General features: G+C 40.3%; 25 protein-coding genes and 1 pseudogene. 6 read left to right on the forward strand and 20 right to left on the reverse strand.

Translation table 11 applies throughout. The features are described from left to right. Positions 1-455: 455 nt before the first annotated feature. The 10 genes from G576_RS0104245 to G576_RS0104290 all read right to left on the reverse strand — a co-directional run bounded on the left by G576_RS0104245 (position 456) and on the right by G576_RS0104290 (position 12,468). Positions 456-1,334, reverse strand: coding sequence for a YitT family protein (locus tag G576_RS0104245; protein WP_027973550.1), 879 nt, complete (start codon positions 1,332-1,334; stop codon positions 456-458). Between the two features lie 19 nt (positions 1,335-1,353). Further along, positions 1,354-2,232 carry a YitT family protein gene (locus G576_RS0104250; protein ID WP_027973551.1) on the reverse strand — a complete coding sequence of 293 codons (879 nt, stop codon included), beginning with the start codon at positions 2,230-2,232 and terminating at the stop codon, positions 1,354-1,356. Between the two features lie 345 nt (positions 2,233-2,577). Beyond that, a complete protein-coding gene (locus tag G576_RS0104255) occupies positions 2,578-3,516 on the reverse strand; it encodes a YitT family protein (RefSeq protein ID WP_027973552.1) in 939 nt (312 codons plus the stop codon). Further along, complete coding sequence (gene aspS / locus G576_RS0104260; protein ID WP_037618489.1) at positions 3,512-5,263, reverse strand: aspartate--tRNA ligase; 1,752 nt, start codon at positions 5,261-5,263, stop codon at positions 3,512-3,514. Before aspS ends, G576_RS0104255 begins: the two co-directional genes overlap by 5 nt. Before the next feature lie 209 nt (positions 5,264-5,472). Then, positions 5,473-7,272, reverse strand: a complete 1,800-nt coding sequence (locus tag G576_RS0104265; protein ID WP_027973554.1) for an acyltransferase family protein — start codon at positions 7,270-7,272, stop codon at positions 5,473-5,475. Then, complete coding sequence (locus G576_RS0104270; protein WP_037618460.1) at positions 7,269-7,670, reverse strand: MORN repeat-containing protein; 402 nt, start codon at positions 7,668-7,670, stop codon at positions 7,269-7,271. The genes G576_RS0104265 and G576_RS0104270 overlap by 4 nt, the downstream gene beginning before the upstream one ends. A gap of 4 nt (positions 7,671-7,674) precedes the next feature. After that, positions 7,675-8,103, reverse strand: a complete 429-nt coding sequence (locus G576_RS0104275; RefSeq protein WP_027973556.1) for a low molecular weight protein-tyrosine-phosphatase — start codon at positions 8,101-8,103, stop codon at positions 7,675-7,677. Positions 8,104-8,285: 182 nt separating this feature from the next. Further along, positions 8,286-9,560, reverse strand: coding sequence for a histidine--tRNA ligase (gene hisS, locus G576_RS0104280; RefSeq protein ID WP_027973557.1), 1,275 nt, complete (start codon positions 9,558-9,560; stop codon positions 8,286-8,288). Positions 9,561-9,632: 72 nt separating this feature from the next. Next, on the reverse strand, positions 9,633-11,057 hold the full coding sequence (locus tag G576_RS0104285; RefSeq protein WP_027973558.1) for a 6-phospho-beta-glucosidase: 1,425 nt from the start codon (positions 11,055-11,057) through the stop codon (positions 9,633-9,635). 46 nt (positions 11,058-11,103) lie between these two features. Further along, complete coding sequence (locus G576_RS0104290; RefSeq protein ID WP_027973559.1) at positions 11,104-12,468, reverse strand: PTS transporter subunit EIIC; 1,365 nt, start codon at positions 12,466-12,468, stop codon at positions 11,104-11,106. A 182-nt stretch (positions 12,469-12,650) separates the two neighbouring features. On the opposite strand from G576_RS0104290, the gene G576_RS0104295 reads away from it, so the two are divergent. After that, positions 12,651-13,550: a MurR/RpiR family transcriptional regulator gene (locus G576_RS0104295; RefSeq protein WP_027973560.1), complete on the forward strand. Its 900-nt coding sequence runs from the start codon at positions 12,651-12,653 to the stop codon at positions 13,548-13,550. A gap of 57 nt (positions 13,551-13,607) precedes the next feature. Here the strand turns inward: G576_RS0104295 and G576_RS0104300 are convergent, their stop codons facing one another. The 3 genes from G576_RS0104300 to G576_RS0104310 form a co-directional block, all read right to left on the reverse strand. After that, positions 13,608-14,723, reverse strand: coding sequence for a vitamin B12 independent methionine synthase (locus G576_RS0104300; RefSeq protein ID WP_027973561.1), 1,116 nt, complete (start codon positions 14,721-14,723; stop codon positions 13,608-13,610). Between the two features lie 163 nt (positions 14,724-14,886). Then, positions 14,887-15,654 (reverse strand): ABC transporter permease, encoded by a 768-nt coding sequence (locus G576_RS0104305; protein ID WP_027973562.1) that lies wholly within the window; start codon positions 15,652-15,654, stop codon positions 14,887-14,889. Next, entirely contained in the window at positions 15,647-16,288 is a 642-nt protein-coding gene (locus G576_RS0104310; protein WP_027973563.1) for an ABC transporter ATP-binding protein, read from the reverse strand. The genes G576_RS0104305 and G576_RS0104310 overlap by 8 nt, the downstream gene beginning before the upstream one ends. 193 nt (positions 16,289-16,481) lie before the next feature. On the opposite strand from G576_RS0104310, the gene rpmF reads away from it, so the two are divergent. Together rpmF and rpmG are read left to right on the forward strand one after the other, a co-directional pair. Next, positions 16,482-16,664 carry a 50S ribosomal protein L32 gene (rpmF, locus tag G576_RS0104315; protein WP_002952208.1) on the forward strand — a complete coding sequence of 61 codons (183 nt, stop codon included), beginning with the start codon at positions 16,482-16,484 and terminating at the stop codon, positions 16,662-16,664. A 15-nt stretch (positions 16,665-16,679) separates the two neighbouring features. Further along, positions 16,680-16,829: a 50S ribosomal protein L33 gene (gene rpmG / locus G576_RS0104320; RefSeq protein ID WP_002262412.1), complete on the forward strand. Its 150-nt coding sequence runs from the start codon at positions 16,680-16,682 to the stop codon at positions 16,827-16,829. 40 nt (positions 16,830-16,869) lie between these two features. Here the strand turns inward: rpmG and G576_RS13880 are convergent, their stop codons facing one another. Then, positions 16,870-17,094 (reverse strand): FanG protein, encoded by a 225-nt coding sequence (locus G576_RS13880; RefSeq protein WP_083959940.1) that lies wholly within the window; start codon positions 17,092-17,094, stop codon positions 16,870-16,872. 28 nt (positions 17,095-17,122) lie between these two features. Here G576_RS13880 and G576_RS0104325 point away from each other — a divergent pair, with 28 nt between their 5' ends. The 3 genes and pseudogenes from G576_RS0104325 to G576_RS14090 all read left to right on the forward strand — a co-directional run. Further along, positions 17,123-17,737, forward strand: coding sequence for a CadD family cadmium resistance transporter (locus G576_RS0104325; RefSeq protein WP_027973564.1), 615 nt, complete (start codon positions 17,123-17,125; stop codon positions 17,735-17,737). Positions 17,738-17,748: 11 nt separating this feature from the next. Beyond that, positions 17,749-18,087 carry a Cd(II)/Zn(II)-sensing metalloregulatory transcriptional regulator CadX gene (gene cadX / locus G576_RS0104330; RefSeq protein WP_000711091.1) on the forward strand — a complete coding sequence of 113 codons (339 nt, stop codon included), beginning with the start codon at positions 17,749-17,751 and terminating at the stop codon, positions 18,085-18,087. Further along, positions 18,075-18,176: pseudogene (locus tag G576_RS14090) on the forward strand (site-specific integrase); the annotation flags it as partial. The gene cadX and the pseudogene G576_RS14090, both read left to right, overlap by 13 nt. Positions 18,177-18,492: 316 nt before the next feature. Here G576_RS14090 and G576_RS0104340 read toward each other — a convergent pair. The 6 genes from G576_RS0104340 to G576_RS0104365 form a co-directional block, all read right to left on the reverse strand. Then, positions 18,493-19,332, reverse strand: a complete 840-nt coding sequence (locus G576_RS0104340; protein ID WP_027973565.1) for a metallophosphoesterase — start codon at positions 19,330-19,332, stop codon at positions 18,493-18,495. Positions 19,333-19,383: 51 nt separating this feature from the next. Further along, positions 19,384-20,277 carry an aldose 1-epimerase family protein gene (locus tag G576_RS0104345; RefSeq protein ID WP_027973566.1) on the reverse strand — a complete coding sequence of 298 codons (894 nt, stop codon included), beginning with the start codon at positions 20,275-20,277 and terminating at the stop codon, positions 19,384-19,386. A 64-nt stretch (positions 20,278-20,341) separates the two neighbouring features. After that, positions 20,342-21,748, reverse strand: a complete 1,407-nt coding sequence (gene lacG / locus G576_RS0104350) for a 6-phospho-beta-galactosidase (protein WP_027973567.1) — start codon at positions 21,746-21,748, stop codon at positions 20,342-20,344. A gap of 234 nt (positions 21,749-21,982) precedes the next feature. Next, positions 21,983-23,662, reverse strand: coding sequence for a lactose-specific PTS transporter subunit EIIC (locus G576_RS0104355; RefSeq protein WP_027973568.1), 1,680 nt, complete (start codon positions 23,660-23,662; stop codon positions 21,983-21,985). Continuing rightward, positions 23,662-23,979: a PTS lactose/cellobiose transporter subunit IIA gene (locus G576_RS0104360; protein WP_003048451.1), complete on the reverse strand. Its 318-nt coding sequence runs from the start codon at positions 23,977-23,979 to the stop codon at positions 23,662-23,664. The genes G576_RS0104355 and G576_RS0104360 overlap by 1 nt, the downstream gene beginning before the upstream one ends. 130 nt (positions 23,980-24,109) lie before the next feature. Further along, positions 24,110-24,943, reverse strand: coding sequence for a PRD domain-containing protein (locus G576_RS0104365; RefSeq protein WP_027973569.1), 834 nt, complete (start codon positions 24,941-24,943; stop codon positions 24,110-24,112). Positions 24,944-24,986 lie beyond the last annotated feature (43 nt).

The following is a 24,986-nucleotide window of genomic DNA, read 5'->3' on the forward strand; positions in this document are numbered from 1 at the left end:
CTTCTACGAAGCCACACACGATTGCCTCCATACATCGTCTCATTCGGACAATGTATTACCTCATAACGCATAACAAACTTTACGATTATCGTTCTACCCAAAATCAGTAAGATTGTTTATGCTATATTATTGTAACACCTTATCAAAAAATTTCAACATAAGGTGTTGCTTTTGTATACACTTTTTACACGAAACTTTAGTCCAAAATAAAACAATTTACTTATTTTGACTATTGAACTCAAAATATTTTTCATCAAATACCTTGATAGGCTTGACAAATGGTAGAAAATTGAGTACGCAAAAAGCCATGACAACAACCTCCCCAGAGCACAGTCCAGCCTTGTGTGACCTAAGTCCAAAAAGTCTAGAGCTGACCATGAGTTTAGTTGTTAATCATGACTTTCTCAACCTCGCTAGTCTATTTTCTTTTAAAATAACACTTTTAGAGTAATAAATCAAGCCTTGTCATAATTTTTGCGCCTGATTTTAAAATCTGAACTGACGACTTCATCAACGTTAATGATAGAGACAAAGGCGTCTTTATCAATATCTGCGACGATGCGTTTCACATCCATGACCTCACTAGGATTTAGGACGACGTAGAGGACATTGTGTTGCTGACCTGAATAAGCTCCTTCTCCCTTGAGATAGGTCACCCCTCGATTGATTTCGCTGAGAATGGTTTTTGACACTTGCTCAGAAGCCTTTGTCACAATAATCATGCCACGGACGGTGTAACCACCGTTTTGCACCATAGTTAGAACTTGGCTGTAAACAAAGCTAGCAATCAGGGTATACATCATATGGCGAATATCAATATATGTTAGAGATGCCAGTAAGACAATGGCATCAATAATCAGTAAACTCTGACCTAGTTGACGCCCTGTTTTGACCTCAACGATGCGACCGACAATGTCTGTTCCGCCAGTCGTCGCCCCATAGCGAAAGACCAAGCCTCCGCCTAGTCCCGCAAAAATCCCAGCTAAGAGGGCGGCAATCAGGAAATCACCTCCCAAGTCCAATGTAATTGGGATTCTCATCCAAATTCCAATAAAAACGGACATTAGGACGGTCCCATATATGGTTAAAAGCAGAGCTTTTCTCCCAAAAACCTTAGCACCTAAAATGAACAGAGGGATGTTTAGTAAGAGAGTCGTATAGTCTGGCGTCAACCCCGTCAATGCATTGATAATCAGGGTAATCCCTGCTAAACCGCCTTCTGCCAGATTGTTTGCCATGTTGAAATTGACAAAGCCAAAAGTGTATATAGCAACTCCTAAAGCTATTAAAAATAAGCCTTTAGCTGTAATTTTGATATCGTGATGGTGTGCCATACTTCCTCCACTCTAGTGATTAGCGGCCGCGATTGCGGTACTTGCTCTTGCTGATAACGAACTCTGGACTGACAATTTCATCAACACTGGAAATGGCCACAAAAGCCTGTGGGTCGACCTCTGCCAGATAAGTCTTGAGTTCCCGTGTCTCTGTAGGATTGATGGCCACATAAAGGACTTCCTTATCAGCCTTAGTATAGGCACCACCTGCCTTAAAATAGGTAACCCCTCGTCCTAGTTCCTTCATGATGTAATCTGCAATGGTTTCATGCTTTTCGCTGATAATAAAAAGACCTCGAAGTGCGTATCCTCCATTTTCCACCAACTTAACCACTTGACTGTAGATAAAACTAGCAATCAAGGCATACATCATCTGATTGAGATTGATATAGGTCAGGGAAATGGTCATGACAAAAATGTCAATTCCTAGAAGAACCTGATTGAGGTGAATACCCGTTTTATGTTCAAGGACACGAGCGATGATATCTGAGCCACCAATAGTTCCCCCATTACGAAAGACCAAACCTCCACCCAGTCCTGCTATTATACCGGCAAAGAGAGAGACAACCAATGCGTCTTGCTGAAGATCAACCACCATGGGCAAGCGCTGAAAGAGCCAGACAAACCCATACATGGAAAAAATCCCCCAGAGGGTGTAAAGCATGCTCCTGCGTCCAAAAAGGTAAGCACCAAGAAGGATCAGAGGTAGGTTAATCAGATAACCTGTATAGGTAGGGTCAATGTCAAAGAGAGCATGAAAAACCATGGTCAGCCCTGCCAGACCACCTGCTGCAATCTTATTTGGCAGATTAAAATACACAAAGCCAAAGGCATAGGTAGCTGCTCCAAGCGTGATAAAAAAGATATTTTTTAACTGTAATTGGTGTTGATTTACCATGAAAGGTCCTCATTGTCTGTCTGATTTTATTGGTCAAGTCATCTTGTAAAAGCTCATCCGAAAGAGACAGCTTTCAGACTAAAGACAACATTCCTATCACCCATTCGCTAAGGAGTCTGCTAAATATTACAAACAAAAATTTTACCACAGCGAGCAAAGCGAGTCTTACTGCTACTTTCACTGCGTTAATAATCACATAAATCTGCCCCTATGTGATTCGGAAGTGTTGAGACTTCTAGCCAGGCATTCTATCCAGAAGTCTCTGGCATCCGACAACTCCTGAGACAGTGACAAAAATAGAGTTTGTCTATAACCTCAGCAGACTTTTATGTCATTTTACATCAGTTAATCTAAATCCGCAAAACGTCCGATAATCTGGACATTTTCAGAGATAGAGACGAAAGCCATAGGATCAGTCTTTTGCATGTGGTGTTTAAATTCGTAGAATTCTGCCTGAGTAATCACGGTCAGAAGCACCGCTTTTTTCTCGTGATTATAAGTCCCTTCTGCATCGTTGATGCAGGTCACGCCACGATGCAGTCGCTTATGCACCATGCGAATGACACGATCGGGCTTGCTAGTGATAATCATGGCTTGCATTTTCTTTTGCTTGGTGTAGATTGCGTTGGTGACACGACTGGAGACAAAGATAGTCACCATAGAATAGAGGGCGTACTGCCAACCAAAAAGAAAGCCTGCAAAAACCATTATAATCCCATTGACTACTAGGGAGATATTCCCCACGTCTCGTCCTGTTTTCTTACGAATAGTCAGACTGACAATGTCTGTCCCTCCACTGGAAATCTTGGACCTTAGGCCATAGCCAATCCCAATTCCCATGACTAATCCACCAAAAATGGCATTGATTAAAGGGTCTGGAGTCAAGGTGATTTCTGGTACCAGATGGATAAAGATAGAACTTACAGTAACGGTGATAAAGGTAAAAACTGTGAAGCGGTGTCCGATTTTACGCCAGGCAAGAATGAGCAAGGGTAGGTTTATCGCATAAAAGGCGATGGCAACCGGTATTTTGAATCCAAGGCTACGCAGACTGATTGCTGAGATAACCTGCGCCAGACCAGTTGCTCCACTGGAATAGACATGACCTGGCTGGAAGAACCAGTTGACAGCAATAGCTGATAAGAGTCCATATAGAAGCGAAGCTGAAATTTTTTCATCGTATTTCTCTCTGGAGATACTTCTCAGGGTCTGCCAGATACCTAATTTCATCGCCCAGCGACGGACGAAAAACTTTAATTTTTTCCAAAGGGTCGTTTTCTTAATCATTTTTCTTTACAAGAAGAGCCAGTTCCTCTAGCTGTTTTTCAGCTACAGTACTTGGTGCCTGTGTCATTGGGTCAGTCGCCTTATTGTTTTTAGGGAAAGCAATGACTTCACGAATGTTATCTTTACCAGCTAAAATCATAACAAAGCGATCAAGTCCAATAGCCAATCCACCGTGCGGTGGGAAACCATAGTCCATCGCCTCAAGTAAGAAACCAAATTGCTCCTCAGCTTCCTCAGCTGAGAATCCAAGAGCTTTGAACATGCGCTCCTGCATCTCTTTTTGGTTGATACGGAGACTTCCGCCACCAAGTTCGTAGCCATTGAGAACAATGTCATAGGCCACGGCACGAACGTTTTTCAGCTCACCCTCAAGTTCATGAGCTGACTCTACTGTTGGTAAAGTGAATGGATGATGGGCAGACATGTAACGCCCTTCTTCTTCAGACCATTCAAACATTGGCCAGTCAACCACCCATAGGAAGTTAAACTTGGAGTAATCAATCAAGCCAAGCTCTTTAGCAATACGATTGCGAAGTGCACCAAGAGTATTGTTGGCAACTTCAAGACTATCTGCCACAAAAAGCACCAAGTCATTTTCAGCAAGGTTTAGAGTGCTTGTTAAATCTTCTTCAATATTGGTTAAGAATTTGGCAACGGGACCTGCAAGAGTTCCATCAGCCACCTTAATCCAAGCTAACCCTTTGGCTCCAAACTGCTTCGCAAACTCTGTCAACTTGTCAATGTCTTTGCGTGAATACTTATCTGCATTTCCTTTGACAACGATAGCTTTGACTGCCTCAGCTTCTGAGAAGACTTTAAAGTCAACCCCCTTGACAGTCTCTGTCAAGTCTTGCAAAAGCATGTCAAAACGTGTATCTGGTTTGTCGATACCATAAAGGTTCATGGCATCATCGTAGGACATACGTGGAAATGGCAGAGTTACTTCAATTCCTTTAGTGTCTTTCATGACCCTAGCAATCATGCCTTCAACGATATCTTGAATTTCTTTCTCATCGAGGAATGAGGTTTCCAAGTCAACTTGTGTAAACTCAGGTTGACGGTCTCCACGCAAGTCTTCATCACGGAAACATTTGACGATTTGGTAATAGCGGTCAAACCCAGCGTTCATAAGAAGCTGTTTTGTGATTTGTGGACTCTGTGGCAGGGCGTAAAAGTGCCCTTGATTGACACGAGATGGCACGAGGTAATCACGCGCACCTTCAGGTGTTGATTTAGTCAACATTGGTGTCTCAACATCAATAAATTCAAGACTGTCAAGATAGTTGCGAATAGAATGAGTTACTTTGGCACGTAGTTTAAAGTTTTCAAGCATCTCTGGACGGCGAAGGTCAAGATAACGGTAACGCAGACGGTTGTCATCTGACACCTCTACACCGTCCTTGATTTCAAAAGGAGTCGTCTTCGCTTCGTTGAGAACGGTAAGTGCTTCGACCTTGAGTTCGACAGCACCTGTTGGCAGCTTGTCGTTTACTTGTTCGCGAGCCTCAACAGTACCTGTCACTTCAATCACGTACTCGCTACGTAAACTTTCCGCTGTCGCAAGCACATCTGCGCTAGCTTTGGCAGGATTGATCACCAACTGCATAATCCCCTCACGGTCACGGAGATCAATAAAAATCAAGCCTCCAAGGTCACGGCAACGGGCAACCCAACCCTTTAAAGTGATTTCAGTCCCGATGTGCTCTGCACGAACACGGCCAGCATACATTGAACGTTTTGTCATGATAATAAATACCGAGAGCAAACACCCAGTTCCATCGTCATAAATGGAAACCAATCAAGTGATTTGCCCTTCCTTTCTCTTCCTAAATTGCTATTTATTCATTCCTTTCCATTATAGCAAAAAGCAGGCAAAAACCCCACCCCTAAAGGTAGAGTTTTTATTGGTTTTTGGAAAATGGCGGAGCCTTCTATTTATCAGCTACTGTAACCTCATTTAGTTGATTTTTTAGAGGCTTCTTCAACAGCTTTTTTGATCGTCTGAGCATAGAGTTTAGCACCTTCCAACATGGTTTCTGAGTCTCCTCCAAAGTGAATCTTATCACTTCCTACCCAGATTTGCGGGTTATCAACTGACGTTTGATACCAATCCGCAATGGTGATATAAGAGTACTTTTTAGCTAACTCCAGCTCGTATATCCGATGTTTCTGGGCGATAGGATTATCATAGCCTGATGAGTTCCCGTCAAAAGGCGTCACCAGAATGAGACTATGCCCTTTTGGTAATTGTTTCACCAAGCGGTCAAGTTCTTCTTGATAATTATAGACGATATTAACCCCTGTTGCAACGACCAAATATTTCGGAAGAGACTTGTTTTTAATGTTATTAGCAACAATTTCATTGGCCTGACTCGTATTACGACTTCCAGCAGCATCGACATAGGCTTCTGGTAAGGCCTCTTTGATTGCTTCTGAAGCCCGCAAAGTCACACTATCACCAATAATCATCAAACTACTCATAGCATCCGCATCACCAGCCGCTAAGGTATGGGTCCGGTTTAGATTGCTATTTGCTTGCTCAAGAGCGCTAGCGCGCAATTCAGTTTCAAATTGACCGACTTTTGGAGCAAAGATAGAAATTCCTGTCGCTAAAAGCGCAAGCCCAGCTGCCACTCCTAAGAGATATTTCTGATAAGGTCTCCAGTTCAATCCCAAGCCTAGCAAGCTCGGCTCTTTCCCCAGCAAAATCGGCTCTAAAACGTAGTAAGAAAGACTGGCAAAAATTAGTGACAAAAGCGTGGTGAAGAAAACGGAAAAACCAAGAGGCATAAACTGGTTAAAGATAACCAAGAAAGGCCAGTGGAAAAGGTAAACACCGTAGCTAGTATCCGATAAGAAAGTCAGAATTTTCGGCTCGTTCAGCTTTGGAAGTTTTTCGTGAAGAACGCGAGTGCTGTAAATCATAACCCCACCCAGAAGACTGGCCAGAAGAAAACCAAGCAAGTAGGTAAAAATATGGTTAAAGTCTAGAAAAAGTCCCATCACAACCAAACCTACAAAACCACCTAGAGTTACCAACAAGACAGTCCTTGTTTGCCACTCGGCAACCTGCCTTCGAAATTTTTTGGTCGTATCAGAAATACCCGTCAATGTAGCCAGAAAACTACCTACAAAAAACGGAAAGGCGTGTGCAATGCTTGAAAAATACAGATTTGAAAAATTATCTGTCAAGAAAGCACCAATGAACATGGTCAAAAAACTAATCAAGAAAAAGAGACCTGATGTTAAGAAAAGCAGTCCTCGTAGCTGAGATGCACGGTTGACTCGTTTAGAAAGTAACCAAACCACCAAGCCCCAAATCAGATAGAAGTGTACCTCTATGGCCAAACTCCACGTATGGAGAAAAAGATGGGGAATAAACTGATTTTCATAATTAGCTCCAATAAAAAGCTCATAGAAATTAGTTGTAAAACCAAGCGTGGTCGCAATCTGACGACCAATGTCAGCCACAAAATCCCTCTTCACTAAAAACGTAAAAGGCATTACCACCAAAATCATAAGTACCAGTGGTGGCACAATCCGATAAAAGCGACGACGCAGAAAAGCAACATAGTCAACCTTCTGAGTTCTTGCAAATTCATCCAAGAGCAGAGCTGTAATCAAATAACCAGAAAAGGTGAAAAAGATGTCCACTCCGATAAAACCACCAGGAAATGTCGTCTTAAAATAATGGTAAAGAAGAACTAAGAGTAGCCCTGTTACCCTGACCGCTGAAAACCACTTTATTCTCATTTTTGATAAATCCCCTGTTTAAATGTTCCCTTGTACGTTTTTTTAGCTTTGGTGGTTAAGGTTCCCTTGCCATCAGCCAAACCATTTTTAAAGGCTCCCTCATAAGTCCAACCCTTATTGGAAACAAACTTACCCTGTCCTTCAAAAACACCATTTTTAAAACCACCTTCATAAACGTCGCCATTATCATAGACCAATTTACCCTCACCATTCATGCGGTAATTGACAATCGTCCCTGTGTAAGTGATTTTCCCCTCGTTATAAGTCAAGGTTCCCTTGCTCTTAACGGGTACGGTAAATACCGTCAAACCTAGCAAAACTATCAAAACCAGCGCTAGCTTTTCAATCAAACTGCGACTAATCTTTATCTTTTTCAAACTTTCTATGATTTTTTTCATCTTATCATCCCTTTATTTGGCTTAGCCATTTTTCACAGCCCTCTTTGATCAAGGCATAGGTTTCATCAAAATCTCCCGTGTACCAAGGATCAGGCACCCCACCCTCACAAAAAAGGGCAATCTTGTCATCATACCGACCCGAGGACAAAGCCTTCAAATCCTGGACATTTTGCTGATCCATACCGATAACCAAGTCATAGCGCTCAAAATCTGCTAGTTTAAATGGTTGCGATTTTTTCTTTGGGTCAAAAGGCAGAGCATGCTTTTTAAGCATCTTCTGTGTGCCTGCATGGACAGGATTCCCATGTTCCCAACTGGAAGTGGCTCTGCTTTCAATGACAAAACTTGTCTCTTTTGCCAGATCCTTCATGACAAACTCAGCCATGGGACTGCGGCAGATATTTCCCAAACAGACAAAACAGATTCTTTTCATCTCTTGCTCCTTGATACTACTATTATCATTATAACAGATTTTTCTCCTCTGTGAAGAAAGAGGCTAAGACAAAAGTCCTAGCCCTTTTAACAGGATTGCAGATAGGCGCCTGGATGCAGTGGTGGAAAGACAAAATCGAAATCGAAAAATATCGATTTACAGATTTCTGTCCCACTCTCTTTCTAAATCCTCTCAAAGACACCTGCAAAATCAGTCATCAAGTCATCTATACTTGTAGAGACTTCCTCACGAGTAGAGTTATTTTTCAGAGTCACTTGACCGCTCTCCACTTCACTTTCTCCCAAGGTGATTAGAGTTCTAGCATTGAAAACATCAGCTGATTTAAACTGAGCTTTAATCTTGCGGTTAAGATAATCACGTTCTGCCGAGAATCCTTGTTGGCGGATAGCTTGGACTAATTGCAGAGCTTTGCTATTTGCTCCTTCTCCAAGTACGGCAATATAAACGTCAAGACCAGTCTCAACTGGCAAGGCGATGCCCTGCTTTTCCAAAATCAAAAGAAGACGCTCCAAACCGAGGCCAAAGCCAAAACCTGGTGTCTCTGGGCCATCGAAATACTCAACTAAACCATCATAACGACCGCCAGCACAGATAGTCAGTTCGGACTTATCCACCTTGGTGATAAACTCGAAAATGGTGTGGTTGTAATAGTCCAGACCGCGAACCATGTTTGTGTCGATGAGGTAAGGAATTTCAAGAGCTTCCAACATCTCACGTACCGCGTCAAAGTAGGCTTGACTCTCCTCATCCAGATAATCTAGGATTGATGGGGCATTTTCAACCGCAACTTTATCTTCTTTTTCTTTGGAATCAAGCACGCGCAAAGGGTTTTCATCCAAACGACGCTGACTGTCTTTTGACAGGGTTTCACGCATTGGTGTCAGATAGTCAATCAAGGCCTGACGATAATTTTTACGGCTTTCTGGACTACCTAGTGTATTGAGGTGAAGGGTGACATCCTTGATGCCAAGCTCATTGAAGAGTTGGTAGGCCATAGCAATGGTTTCAACATCAGTAGCTGGATTTTTTGAACCGAAAGCCTCCACTCCGATTTGGTGGAACTCACGCAAACGACCAGCTTGTGGTCGTTCATAGCGGAACATAGAACCGATATAATACATTTTCACTGGCTTTTGCACTTCTGGTGCAAAGAGCTTGTTTTCCACGAAAGAGCGAACAACCGGCGCCGTTCCTTCAGGCCGCAGGGTGATATGGCGATCTCCCTTATCATAGAAATCGTACATTTCCTTAGTTACAATATCAGTCGTGTCTCCTACCGAACGCGAAATAACCTCGTAATGCTCAAACATTGGTGTTCTAATCTCGCCGTAGTTGTATTTTTTAAATGTTTCACGTGCAACGTTCTCCACATACTGCCATCGTGCAGCTTCTTGCGGTAGAATATCCTGAGTACCTTTAGGTTTTTGTAAACGCATTGTCCCATCCCATTTCTTACAGTTTCTCCCTATTTTATCATAAAAGCCCCTAGTTTTCACTAGAGGGTAGACTTATTTTAAATTTTCTCCATTATTAGCGATGACTGCTTTGTACCAATCAAAAGATTTTTTCTTGTAACGCTTGAGACTTCCTTGACCGTCATTATCCTTGTCCACATAGACAAAACCATAGCGTTTTTTCATTTCACCTGTGGAGGCAGATACAAGGTCAATCCATCCCCATGGAGTATAGCCAATCAAATCAACGCCATCAAGTTCAACAGCCTTTATCATTTCTTTGATGTGGGCTTCCAGATATGCGATGCGGTAGTCGTCTTGCACCGTTTCATGTTCTAACATATCATTTGCCCCCAACCCATTTTCTACAATAAAGAGAGGTTTTTGATAGCGATCATAGAGAGCATTCATGGTAATACGTAAACCAACTGGATCAATTTGCCAGCCCCACTCACTAGTTTCAAGATACTTGTTGCGAAGTGTAGCAAAGACATTTCCTTCTGTGCGTTCAGCGTCTTGGTTAAGGGTTCCGGTCATACGTGATGAGTAATAGCTAAAGCCGATAAAATCAACCGTTCCCTCACGTAAGACAGCCTGATCCTCTGAATCTTTTTCCAGTTTAATCCCCTCACGTTCCATAAACTTAAGAGCGTAGGATGGATAGTAACCACGCGCTTGCACATCACCGAAGAAGAAATTTTCTCGATTTTTTTCGTGAGCCGCTAATACATCATTGGGGTGGGAAGTTTCAGCGTAAAACTGGCCAGCAGCTAACATACAGCCTACTTGATTTTCAGGATCAATGCTCTTTGCTAACTTTACAGCTTTAGCTGACGCTACTAGTTCGTTGTGAGCTGCTTGATAAAGCACCTGAGTCTGATTTTCCCCTTCATCAAAAGAAATAGCTGCTCCCATAAACGGTAGGTGCATGAGCATATTGATTTCATTAAACGTCATCCAATAGCGGACCTTTCCCTTGTAACGCGTAAAGAGCGTTTCCGCATACTTAACGTAGAAATCAATCATTTTACGATTCTTCCAAGACCCATATTTGTCAACCAAGTGCAAGGGAACATCGAAGTGGCAAATGGTGATCACCGGTTCAATACCATAAGTCAACAAGTCTTCTATCAAACAATCATAAAAGTCAAGCCCTGCTTGATTAGGCTCTGTTTCCTCCCCTGTTGGGAAGATACGTGACCACGAAACTGAGAAGCGGTAGGCTTTGAAACCCATTTCTGCCATCAAAGCTATATCCTCTTTAACACGACCATAATGATTAATGGCTTCTCGAGAAGGATAATATTGACCTTTTGGCACAGCCTTGTAGGATAATTTCCCCGACATGACTGGAAAACGAAATTCTCCTTGTGGAATGACATCAACAGAACCTAGTCCACGTCCTCCCTTATCAAAACCACCTTCAAGCTGGTTAGCTGCGGTCGCACCACCCCACAAAAAATTCTTTGGTAAACTCATAACAATCCCTTTCCAATAAGCAAGGGCTGATAATCAGCCCTAGTGTTTATGCTTCGTCCTTATACAAAACAAAGGTAACGATAAATGAAATCACAACAGAAAGAACAAGTCCTGCAATCGCTGTGTAGAAGTACTTAAGAGTATCCTCGCCGATGTAAGAAGCGACGGTCAAAAGACCAGGTGAGCCACCCGCAAAGTTACGAGCCCCCATAATACCAAGGAAGAAACCGCCAATACCACCAGCTGTCATGGTTCCGATAAGTGCAGCACGATTTTGAAGGGTCACCCCATAAAGAGCAGGCTCTGTAATCCCAAAGATAGCTGTAATACCTGCTGATGAAGCAAGGGCTTTTTTATCCGTATCTTTTGACTTGATGGCAATCGCTAGCGCTGCACCACCTTGCGCCACGTTAGAAGCAAGCATACCAGGCTGCGCAATCGTATCATAACCAATAGTCATACGGTTGTTGATACCAATAGACACCAATCCGTAGTGCGTCCCTGTCATAACAAGGAAAGGAGAGAAAATACCGACAATCGTTGGCACTACCCAAGGACCAAAGTTTTCAAGCCACTTGAAGAAATTACCAAGCCAGGTCCCCACAATCGAACCCGCAGGACCTAGAATAACAAGAGCTACAACAGCCGTTGTCAATGCCGCAATCAGTGGGACAGAAAAGAACTTAATCGCCTTTGGTGAAATCTTATCCGCAAAGCGTTCTACATAGGACATGAACCAGACAGATAAAATGACTGGGATAACCGTTGAGGAATACGAGGCAAGTGTGATTGGTAAACCAAAAAGGGATAAACTGCCACCTGCTTCTTTAGCCGTGGTTACCATGGTCGAAAAAGTTGGGTGTAACAGAATTGCACCAATTAACATCCCAAGGTAAGGATTTGCCTTAAATTGACGAGCAGCCGTTCCCCCAAGAAAGACTGGAAGGAAATAGAAACCAGCATCACCTATGAAATTCAAAATCTGATAATTGGTATCATCCGCTGACACCACCTTAAAAACAACGAGCAAGGACAGAACCGCCTTAATCATACCAGCAGCCGTGATGACCGGCAAGATTGGCGTGAAAATACCAGAAATAGCCGCTAGGACTTTTTGCCCAATAGATTTATGTTCTTCCGTGTTTGCGGAAGTATGGTCTTTAGGTGTACCAATCAAATCTGCCAAGGGATTGTAGACGCTTTGCACATCACTACCAATAACAATCTGGAATTGACCGCCACTTTTAACAACCGTTACGACACCCTCTGTTGCTTTGAGTTCTTCTTCGTTAGCTTTATTTTCATCTGCTAACACAAAGCGCAAGCGTGTTGCACAGTGCGTCAGACTATTAACATTTTCTTTTCCGCCGACCTTTGACAAAATCTCTGTCGCCAATACTCTATAATCCATATTGTATCCTTTCTCAAACGTTTGATAAACGCCATCTTCTTTTGATATAATTAAGTTTAGCACCTTGATCAAATTGCTGAAAGCCTTTTCAACAATTTATGAACATTGTTTACAAATCTCTAAGATATTAGTGTAAAATCTATGAACAAGGTTTACAAAATGTCTCATAGGAGCCTACTGCCATGCTATTACATGAAAAATTTGAAGTAAATTCCTTTTCTCCCAGCGAACAAGTGGTGATTGACTATCTCTTGAAGGAGGCTGAGGAGATTGAAACAATGACAACTCAGAGTATCGCAAACGCCACCTTTACATCTAAATCTTTGATTGTTAAAATCGCCAAGAAACTGGGATATACTGGCTGGAGTCATCTCAAAGAAGCCTTGATTTTAGAACGTGATTATCTAGCAAAGCACGTTACAGATATTGATGCTAATTACCCCTTCAAGCCAACAGACCACATTGTCACCATCGCCAAAAATATTGCTCAACTCAAGAAATACGCCATTGATGATACACTATCGCTCAATAGCGCTAAATCTCTGAAATTAGCTATTGCCATGATTGATAAAGCCGAGCACTGCCATGTCTTTGCCATCGCCAACAATATCTTACTAGCCAAAGAGTTTGAGTACAATATGCACCGTATCCATAAAGCAACTACTGTTTATGATTATCACGGCGATATTTTCTTTGGCGCAACCCTTGCTTCAGAAAAAGACTGCGCCCTTATCATTAGCTACTCAGGCGAGACTGAGCCTCTCCTTCGTGTTATGGGGCTCCTTCGACGGAATAAGGTTCCTGTTATTCTTATGACTAGCATTGGAGAAAATAGCCTGTCTAAGCAAGCTGATTTAGTCCTACGCCTGTCAACTCGTGAACGCCTTTACTCAAAAATCGCGACTTTCGCTAATGACATGTCCATTACCTATCTATTAGATCTTTTATACTCAGGAATCTTTGCCCAGAATTATCTTGCCAACAGTATGCTGAGGGAAACCGCATCACGCCATGTGGAGATTACCCGCCCATCCGATTCACACATTTTAATGGAGACTAACAATCATAAATCTCCACAATAAGAAAATCAACCCAAATCGTTTACTTTATGAGCTACTTGGGTTGATTTTCATTTTTATTTAAGATTCCCAGACCTTAGTTGTGATTGTTTTGATTAAGCGAAGTTTTTTCCATTCATCTTCTTCGGTCAAGATATTACCTTCCTCAGTCGAAGCAAAACCACATTGAGTTGAGATGCCTAGGTTTTTTAGAGGAACAAGCTGTGCCGCTTCATTGATACGGGCAACAACAGCATCTACATCTTCTAATTGAGGGTCTTTTGAAGTGATAACACCGAGCACCAGTTCAACATTTTCACGACCATTCCAAATATCTGCCAATGGGGCAAAGTCACCTGAACGCTCGTCGTCATATTCTAGGAAGAAGATATCGTAGTTAAGCTGTCCCAAGTACTTAGCGATAGTGTGATATCCCCCCTCAAAAAGATAGGTTGACTTGAAGTTCCCACGGCAAATATGGGTTGCTAGCGTCAAATCTTCTGGCAAGCCTTCTAATACTTTATTGATGACATAAACATCATCCTCTGCTAATTTTTCAAAAATCTGGCGTTTTTCAGGGTTTTCCTTATTGTCCTCTAGCTGCTGAATGAGAAACGCCCAAGTCGTATCATCCAACTGAACATAGCGTGCTCCCAAGTCATAAAAGTGCAAGATGGTATCATGGTATGCCTGAGCCAAGCCGTCCAAAAAGTCTGTCCAGCTGTCATAGTATTCCGCATAGCGATCACTTCGGTGGTCACGATTGATAATCAAAGATGGGCTTGGAATAGTGACCTTTGGCGTTATCCCTTCCGGGGAAATAGATTTGAGGTATTCAAAATCACGATAAAATGGATGATTAGGATTTTCTGCCACCTTACCAGTGAGACGAACGTTTGTCGTCCGAGTCTTAGCACCATGAAACTTATAAGAGTCCTCTTGCAAATAAGCTTCAAAACCTGTCAGTTCCCATATAAAGTCCAAATGCCACCAAGAACGCCCAAACTCCCCATCCGAGATCACTTCTAGACCATTCTCCACCTGATGATCTACCAAGTCTTTAACCAAACGATCTTGAACAGCAAGTAGTTCCTCTTTTGTAAGTTCTCCTTTAGCAAACTGCTCACGCGCTTCTTTTAGTTCTTGAGGACGAAGATAGCTTCCTACGTGGTCAAAATGATGATGTGTTTTTGTCATAATAATGCTCCTTTGATATGATTGGATTTATTGTACACCTAAAGGGTATAAGTGTAAAATATATATTTACTATTGTTTTTTATAGATTAAAACTATACCATCTTCTCTTCAGAAGAAAATGCGGAGCCCCAATAGCTTCCGCATCCAGTATCTTTATATTCCATCAATCTTCTAAGACCAACTGAGCCCTATGATTGAAATAAGTTTTGTAGGCAAAGTAAGAGGCAACCACAGAGGCCAAACTCGTCGCCGAGAGAAGCATAAACATGACCATGATCTGATATTTTATAGCAGATACAGGATCAACACCTGCAAAGATCAATCCTGACATCATGCCAGGTAAACTGACTAAACCAACTGTCTTTGCAGAATCAATCGTTGGCTGAACACCTGTTTTGATAGCTTCTCTAAGAATGGATTGAGCCGCTAATTTAATTGGTGCTCCCAGAGCCAGTTTTTCAAGAATTTGCTGACGTTGGTCTGAAAAAAGACTGTACATGGCGCGATAGGAAAGACCGATAGCAACCATGGAATTACTAGCCAACATCCCTGAAATGGGCACTAGCTGAGAAGGGAGAAATCTAATAGCACCCGATAGCACTAAAATAGTCAGTGTCACCGTGGTTGACGTGAAGATGGCTAGAAAGGAAGACAGGAAACGTCCCTTTTGATGTGGATTTCGCTTGTGCGCCTGACGACTGGCGTTAAAAATGATTAACAGTACCATAGCTAGAGTCAGGAAGCTGTTTGAAACTTGAAAAACATATTTCAAAAGAAAGCCCATGAGTGTCAGTTGAAGAACTGTCCGAATAACTGCCACTAAAATATCTCTTTCAAGCGCCAGCTTTTCCCTATAACTAACCCCGACAGCCAATACAACCAGACTAAAAATCAAAAATAGAGACAGATTAGATACCGCCACACTAGCCATTTGTCAACTCTCCTTTCTCTACTGTCATGAGATGCTTAGCTTTTGCTATTTCTTCTTGGTCGTGAGTCACTTCAATGATGGTGTGTCCTGTTCTATGATAACTCTCAATTAAATCACGAACCAAGGTCTTGGTCGCCTTATCCAATCCAGTTGAAATCTCATCTAAAAGAAGAACGCTAGGCTCAAACAATAAATTTCTAATCAGAGCGATACGTTGCTTCTCACCACCTGATAAATCAGCTACTGCTTGATCCAAAAAATCTTCTGACAAGCCCACTCGGGAGAGCGCAGCGACCACTCTGTGTTTATCAAAAGCCTCTTGACGTATGGTAAAAGGGAAGGACAGATTTTCATAAACCGTCTTGCCAAATAAGACCGGTTGTTGAAAGCAATAAGAAACCTCTCGTCGATAGGTGGGCATGTCCAAATGTTCCAAGTCCCTTCCCTGATAGAGAATCTGACCAGAGCTAACTGATAAAAGACCTGATAAGAGTTTTAAAATACTACTTTTACCGCTCCCTGATGGTCCCACCAAGGTTAGCCAATCCCCTGCTTCAACACTCAAATTGATCTCTTTTAAAATGTTTTTCTGTCCAACACTTAGATTGACATGTTTTAATTCAAATACTTTCATAGGGATATTCTAACATAGATAGTCTAAACAATCTCCTTATTTGTTTAGAATAATTCTAAACAAATCATAAACTATCCCTCCTGTCGAAAAAAGCTAAAAAAACTGTCAAGTAACTTTACTTTACAAAAATCTTTTGCTATACTATTAAAGTTGGCGAAAGCCGAAACATACATTTGAAAGGAAATTTAAGAAAATGGCAGTACCTGCACGTCACACTTCAAAAGCGAAGAAAAACAAACGTCGTACACACTACAAATTGACTGCTCCATCAGTACAATTTGACGAAACTACTGGAGATTACTCACGTTCACACCGCGTATCACTTAAAGGATACTACAAAGGACGTAAAATCGCTAAAGCTGCTTCAGCTGAATAATAGAAGGGAGATACCATGCGCGTAAATATTACACTTGAACACAAAGAATCTGGTGAGCGTTTGTACCTTACTTCAAAAAACAAACGTAACACTCCAGACCGTCTTCAATTGAAAAAATACTCACCAAAATTGCGTAAGCACGTGATTTTCACCGAGGTGAAGTAAGGGGTTCACTACACGTCAATAGACGGTAGAAACCTTGATTTTATGCGATTTTTGAAATATTGAAGTTCATTACATTGCAATATAAATCAATAAGAACTCTACCTTTTACTCTACCTTTTTTAGATAAATATATCATCTGGATATTGAAGTTAAGCCCTGCTATCATTTCGATGGCAGGGCTTTTTAATATTTGGTACACTAACTTCTTATCTATATTTTGGTGGATTTTAAGTTGACATCTACAAAGTTTAATGTTAAAATTCATTCAAAAATATATTTGAATGAGGTGTTTAATGATTCAAAATGTTGTTACTTCAATAATCCTGTATTCTGGGACAGCCGTAGACTTACTTATTATCCTAATGTTATTTTTTGCCAAAAGAAAAAGCAGAAAAGACATCATTAACATCTATTTAGGACAATTTCTAGGCTCTGTTAGTCTAATATCGCTAAGTTTGCTTTTTGCATTTGTCTTAAATTATATTCCTAGTAAAGAGATTTTAGGTTTACTCGGTTTGATTCCAATTTTCCTAGGCCTCAAAGTTTTGCTTTTAGGAGATTCTGATGGAGAAGCTATTGCAAAAGAAGGTTTGAGCAAAGATAATAAAAACCTGATTTTTCTAGTCGCTATGATTACTTTTGCAAGTTGTGGTGCTGACAATATTGGTGTCTTTGTCCCATATTTTACTACCTTAAATTTAGCGAATTTGATAGTGGCTTTACTTACCTTTCTAGTCATGATTTATCTCTTGGTTTTTTCTGCCCAAAAATTGGCACAAGTCCCTTCTGTTGGAGAAACTTTGGAAAAATATAGCAGATGGTTTATTGCCGTTGTTTATTTAGGATTGGGGATATATATCCTGATTGAAAACAACAGTTTTGACATGCTATGGACTGTGTTAGGCTAGGAGAAAATATTTTGAAAAAAGATAGTATCTGCCAAGTGAATGTTATAAATCAACAAAATGTTACAACCGCAACGAACTACCTTGAAAAGGAAAAAGTCCAAAAATCACTTCGCATTTTATCAAAGTTTACCGATAATAAACAGATAAATATCATCTTTTATCTCCTTGCTGTTGAAGAACTCTGTGTCTGCGATATAGCCTGTTTACTAAATCTCAGTATGGCATCTGCCTCCCACCATCTTCGTAAACTAGCCAATCAAAACATCTTGGACACTAGAAGAGAGGGGAAAATTATATATTATTTTATAAAAGATGAGGAAATTAGAGATTTTTTTAATCAACTAGGATAACAATGGATACTTACGCTGAATTAGCACCTCAACGAATGTTAGAAGCTGTGGGTATTTATCTTAATCAGATTGCTGAACTAACGCAATAACTACTCTACCATTCACTCTACCTTTTGCTAAGGAATATTACAAAAACGTTGATATATAAACGTTTCTAACAGCTAAAATAGACAATACTTAATCTTTACTGATGTGAAATAGGGATTCACTACACGTCAATAGACGGTAGAAACCTTGATTTTAAGCGATTTTTGAAAGATGAACTTTCATTACATTGCAGTACAAATCTGTCGAATCACTACCTTTTTCACTACCTTTTTTGAAATAAGATTTTGATTCGGATAAGTAATAAACCCACTGGCTAATTAAGTCAGTGGGTTTTTGAGTGATTAGAAAGAAGTGAAGTTACGGATTAACAAGATCTACAATGATAATTTCTGGGCGATTAAAGAATCTTGGTACTCGTGTAGATTCTTTGGCCAGACCCCTGCTTACAATAAAATACGAATTTTCAACTTCATATAAACCACCTGCATATTTCGGAAGAAAACCTTGATTAGGCGCAAATACACCATTAACCAAATAAGGCACTCTCCATTGTCCTCCATGCGCATGACCAGATAACACTAAATCAAATCCATACTTTTGATAAGTATCAATTAGTTCTGGTCGGTGCGCTAGTAAAACTTGAAAGTCAGTACTTATTTGCTTCCCTTTTATGTCTTCAAGTTGGTCTAGCAAATTCTCACTAGTATCATACTTTTGAAAATATTCAGGATCATCAATGCCTGAAATAGTGATGGACTGCCCCCTTACATCAACTCTACTACTATCTCCAGATAATACGACCACATTCTGTTGGCTCAGATGTTCCAGCATCTGATCATATCGATTACTCCATATTTCATGATTACCTGACACATAGTAAGTATGATTAAATTTACTTAGCCCGCTCAACAATTCTAGAGTTTTTCTGTCAGAAAGTTCATCATCAAAAATATCTCCACCCAATAAAATGATGTCTGGCTTTTCTTTCTCTAATGTTTCCACGATTTGTATCTGATTTTTACCGTAATTTGATGAGTGTAAATCAGTAATTAGAGCGAGTCTGATTGACTGAGATATTTTGGGACTAACAAGCCTGTAATGAGTTACTTGAAGCCGACTATCAAAACCTAAAGCAAGAAAAATTAGGATACAGATAAAAACAAACCATCGTGGCTTAATATTTTTTAGTTTTTTCATTATTCGAACTATTTTACCAAATTTCTGTAACGAACAAACATTTTCAAAAGGTTACTCAATAATAATATCAAAATATTTTGTATCAACCTCTTTTGGAGCAACATAGCTAATACTTCGTTTGGCATTGAAAATATCAGATTCTTCCAGTGATGTAGAGAGTCCGCTCCATGGTTCTAATGCGATAAAGGGACTCTGATTTGTAGTTGACCAAATCACTAAATATGGAAAATCATCAAATGCAATCGAAAGTTTCTTCTGATGATTTTTTGATTTCAAGGTTACCTTTCGTGATGCTAACTGATCCAATGTTATGGCATCATGCTCAAACAGTTGATAGGACAAGTCCAAGGTCTTTTGATTTTCCAAGAATGGCCGGCGATCTCGCAGATCAAGTAAGCCAGTTTCTGGAAAACTTCTAGGTACTGTACAAGATTCTACTTTTTCAAATTCTAAATAATAGTCTTCATAACTCTCACCATCCAACAAGGGACAATTAAAACCTGGGTGACCCCCAATAAAGTAAGGTAGCTTTCTATGTCCCTCAAGGTTTTTCACCCGATATTCAGTTCGAATTGTATTGCCAAGTAGTGAGTAGTTAATGGAAAGTTCAAATTCAAAAGGGTAATTTTTTACGGTTTCTTCGTTTGATGAAATAGAAAATTCTAAAGAGTTTTCAGTACTATTTACATTTTTGAACATCATTTTTCGCACAAGTCCATGCCTCGGAATTGTGCCTGTAAATGTCGGTCTTTCTGCAGGTTCATAGATAGCCCAATCATTTCGTAAACTTCCACAAATCGGAAATAGAACTGGTGCTTGACCGCTCCAATAGGTCGGATCTCCTTGCCAAAGATACTCGATACCATCCTTGTCTTTAATAGAAATAATTTGCCCACCTAATTCAGAAAATTGTACTGTTAAGTTCTCATTTTTTAATTCGAACATAAAAACTACCTCCCTTATATGAAAACAAGGATGCTAACTTGAGCTAGGCATCCTTGTATTAGTTTTATTCAATAACCTGTGTTTCTGCTACTTTTTTATACCAATAAGCGCTTTTCTTTGGATAACGTTCTTGGGTCTCAAAGTCAACATAGAACAAACCATATCGTTTCTCGTATCCATTTGACCAAGAAAATACATCCATCAAGGACCAGATGAAATAACCTTTAACATTGGCACCATCTGAGATAGCATCTGAAATCACTTCTAAATGCTTTTTCACATAATCAATTCGACCATCATCATAGACTGTACCATCTACAAACTCATCTTTATAGCCTAGGCCATTTTCAGTGATGTAGATTTTCTTATAGTTTGGATAGTCATTTTTCACACGCATGATTTGATCATAAAGGCCTTGCGGATAGATAATCCAATCCCAGTCCGTTTTTGGAATATCAACTGGAGACTCTCTACGACCGACTCCTTTGATTTGATACTTAGAACTTCCCTTTTCACCTTTACCATTATGGATAATTTCAGTCTCACCGTCATGAGCCCTCATCCAATCACTCATATAGTAATTGATGCCCAAGAAGTCGTTCAAATCTTTTGCGGCATCTAAGGCAGCGAAGTCTTCGTCACGAAGGTCTAATTCCCCACCATTTACTTTCAGAATATGTCGAACGCCTTCAAGCGTTTTTTCAGAATAGTAACCCAAGTATGTAGCATCGAGGATAAATTTATTATGAATAATATCTTCTAGTTCCGCTGCACGTACATCGTCAGGGTTGCTTGGATCATAAGGATATTTCGTTGGCAATGCGTGTACAACACCAATTTCTCCGCTATATCCAGCATCCTTGTAAAGTTTAACAGCCTTGGCATGTGAAACCATCATATTGTGGTGAGATTGGAATACCTTAGCTAAGTCATACTGAATCCCTGGTGGGAACTTCCCAACTAGATATTGTCCATCACCAATTGGACCGATTTCATTAAAGGTTGTCCAGTAATTAACTTCAGGGAATTCTTTGAAGCAAAACGCTGCATAATTGACGAAGTGTTCAATATTTTCTCGATTCAGAAAGTCACCATTAGAATGTAGCGTTTCTGGTGTATCAAAATGGTGAAGCGTTACAAATGGTTCTACATGACGTTTATGGCATTCCGCAAATAATTTATGGTAATACTCTACTCCCTTTGGATTCACTTCTCCAAAGCCTGTTGGGAAGATACGAGACCACGCAATTGAAATCCGAATGCCATTCACACCAAACTGTTCACTTAGTTCTAAATCAACTGGATAACGATTATAAAAATCAGAAGCTGGTTCCGCAGTGTACCAGTAATTATCTTCTAGATACTTGTCCCACGCAACACGACCTTTTCCATCCGTCTGTGTAGCACCCTCTGCTTGATATGCAGCAGTTGCTCCACCAAATATAAAATCTTTCGGTAATGTTTTAACCATATGCCTACCTTCTTCTATCAAAAATAAATAAAGGGGTAGGAGTTGGAGATGATAACTCCCTCCCCTTTTGATTAAGAACCTGTATTCACAAGTGAAGTGCTTGTATATAAGAGATAGTTTTTCGCTAATCAAGGCGGGGTTTTGAGGGAATACTGACTGTATTTTGAAAAAAACTAACGATGAGTAGCTGAAAAACTAGCCTTAGATGGAAGTGCTGAACTGTGAATATAGGTTCTAAAACTGTTGTTTGACAAAGTCAAGAGCACCTTGACCATCACGTGTGAGTTTAATGTATTGAGCCCCTTCAGTTTTGGCAAGTTTAATACCCAATGCATCGGTTTCTTGTTTAATGTCATCGTAGTTTGATGCCACTTGAGGTGCAAGGATGACTAATTGATACTCTGGCAAAATCTCACGGTGCGCCCCATAGCTTCCTGCTGTAGCTGTAACTGGAACACCATATTCTTTTGCAGCTTTAGTTAGAGCATTGGCAAGCAATCCGCTTGTACCACCCCCTGCACAAAGTACCAGAACGTTGGTTTGTTCAGAAATTTCGGTATCGATCGCAGCCTTTTCAAGAATAGCATCCGCTTTGGCAGTATTGAAGTTAGCCGCCACTTTCTCTTTCAAGCTATTTTCAACTTTCCCTGATTGTTCTTCAGCGAGAATCTGCTCATCGTAAACTTTCAAGAATGGATAATAGATAAGTACATCGACAAATACCAACAAGATAGCTAGAGCAAAGGCAAGTGGAGCAAAGTTTGTTCCCATTACAATCCCCAATGGTCCTGGAGTTGTCCATGGCAAGTTAACGCTGAAACTGTTCATTTTTAGCGTATCAACAAAGAATTTGAAAATCCATACGTTAGCAATTGGAGCTAAAATGAATGGAACAAAGAATACTGGGTTGAGTACAAGTGGTGCACCGAACAAGATTGGTTCGTTTACACCAAAGAAAGTTGGAACAACTGAAGCACGTCCAATTGCTTTATTTCGTTTAGACTTAGTCAACCACATAAACATGAATGGCACAACCAAGGTAGCACCTGTACCACCCATTGTCACGATAAACATTTGAGTACCTGAAGTCAGGATTTTATCCGCATGTTGACCTGCCTGTAGAAGCTGGAAGTTGGTTTCAATGTTGGCATAAGTAATGGCTGCAATTGCTGGTTCAACAATAGATGGACCATGAATCCCTACAAACCAGAACAAAGCATAGGCACCAAAGATAATTGTAATACCAACATAACCATCTGCGGCTGTAAACAGAGGCTCAAATAATTTCAGAATCGCCTCAGCAACGTTTGTTCCAAGGAATTGACGTGTCACAAGATCAATTCCATACAAGACAAAGATAGACAATGCATATGGAATCACATCTTTAAATGCCTGGGATACGTTCGGTGGAACTTCGTCTGGCATACGAATGGTGACATTGTTTTTCACACAGACCTTATAGATATTAACCGTAATGAAGGCTGCCAGAAAGGCTGTCAAAAGTCCCTTAGTTCCCATATAACCATTTGCAAACCCACCTTCAATACCATCAGAGGCTAGTAATAAGAAACCTGAAATTGAGGCAATCATGGTTGAAATGAAATTAATCTGATTGGTTTTTGGCAATTGACGGTTAAACGCATCCGTCAAAGATTTTGCGGTCGTTCCTGCAACTAAGACAGCTACAATACCCATTGTATAACCGTAAGGTTTCATGATAGCCGCAACTGCTTCATCAGACCAAATAAATCCAAAGATATTAGGCACGAAAGCCACCAATAGGAAGATACTTGAGAACAAGATAACCGGCATGGCAGCGATAAAACCATCACGGATAGCCCTTAAATAAGGGTTTCTCGAAATCTTTTCAAAGAAAGGCTTCCCTTTCTCAATGAATTCAATCAATTTATTCATTACTTATCACCTCGTTTGTACAGTTCAATCATATGACTCATCATATCTTTCAATAATAATGTCGTCATGAGATGGTCTTGACCATGCATGAGCGTCACACTAAAGGCTAAATCCTCACCAGCCGCTTCTTTCTGCAACAAACTTGTCTGAGCATGGTGGGCTTCAACAATACAAGCATTGGCAGCTTCAACTAATTCTTCTGCTTTTGCATAATCACCTTTTTGAGCAGCAGCCAGTGCCTCCATCAAACGAGAACGAGCATCACCAGCGAACGCAACAATCTCAAAACCTAATAAAGTAATTTCTTCTCTGTTCATAATATGAACCTCCTATTTTTTATGTACTCAATGGAAATACCATTCAGACTAGGCGACGAAAACGTAGATAGAACTAAAGTTCATCAAGTTGAGGCAACAACGTCTGAATTGGATTTACGAAGAGTATGATTTACAATAATCGTTGAATATGTAGTACAATATAGAACCTTTCACTATCATTTACTGGCTCATCAACCAATGATGTAATCATCTCAAAAATCTGACTCCCAACCTGATGGGCTCTTGGATTCTGGAGCTTGATGTACTGTTCCAAACTAGCAATCGATTCATTTGACTGATGGGATCTATCTAAGTAATTCAGAAAATAGGACAAATGAATCATAAAGCGATCATAAAAATTGCTATTTTCTTTTGAGCGTCTAATCCCATTATCTATCAAAATTTGTTCAACCTCAGCAATAATTTTCTTACTGATGTCATGTTCTTCACTTGTGGGATGAATTGTTTCACCTTTTGCATTGATTAAGTGAAGTGCAATCCTACCAATCTCATCATTTGGAAAATCATTTAGCAACTTTTCACGAAACATTGCTAAGGCTTCACGCGCCATTTTATATTCCAATGGATATTCGGCTGAAATATTGGGTAGCCTACTTTCTTGATAACTATTCTTTAAAACCGCCTGATATGCACAATAGATATGATCTGTCAGTGTCACATATAGATATTCTTGTACAGGGTAATGATAAATTTCTACCAGATGATTGATAACCGTGTAGGTTGCCGAAATAAAATCTAGTGGAATATCTTTTAATAAGGTTAGAAAATTTTCTTTGGCTTCATCATTTTTTAGCGAAAAGATATTTTCTATCTTGTCCTTAACAATCAAATCTCCCTTTTTCTTTTGAAAGGTTATACCTAATCCCATCACGACTGCCTGTTCCCCATGTTCATTTTTCACCAGGGCAGCGTTATTATTTAGTGACTGTATAATCCTAAACATGTATCCCTCCTATATTTTTAAGCAAAAAAAGACTACAAACAAA

It is taken from the genome of Streptococcus porci DSM 23759, assembly GCF_000423765.1.
Classification (GTDB): domain Bacteria; phylum Bacillota; class Bacilli; order Lactobacillales; family Streptococcaceae; genus Streptococcus; species Streptococcus porci.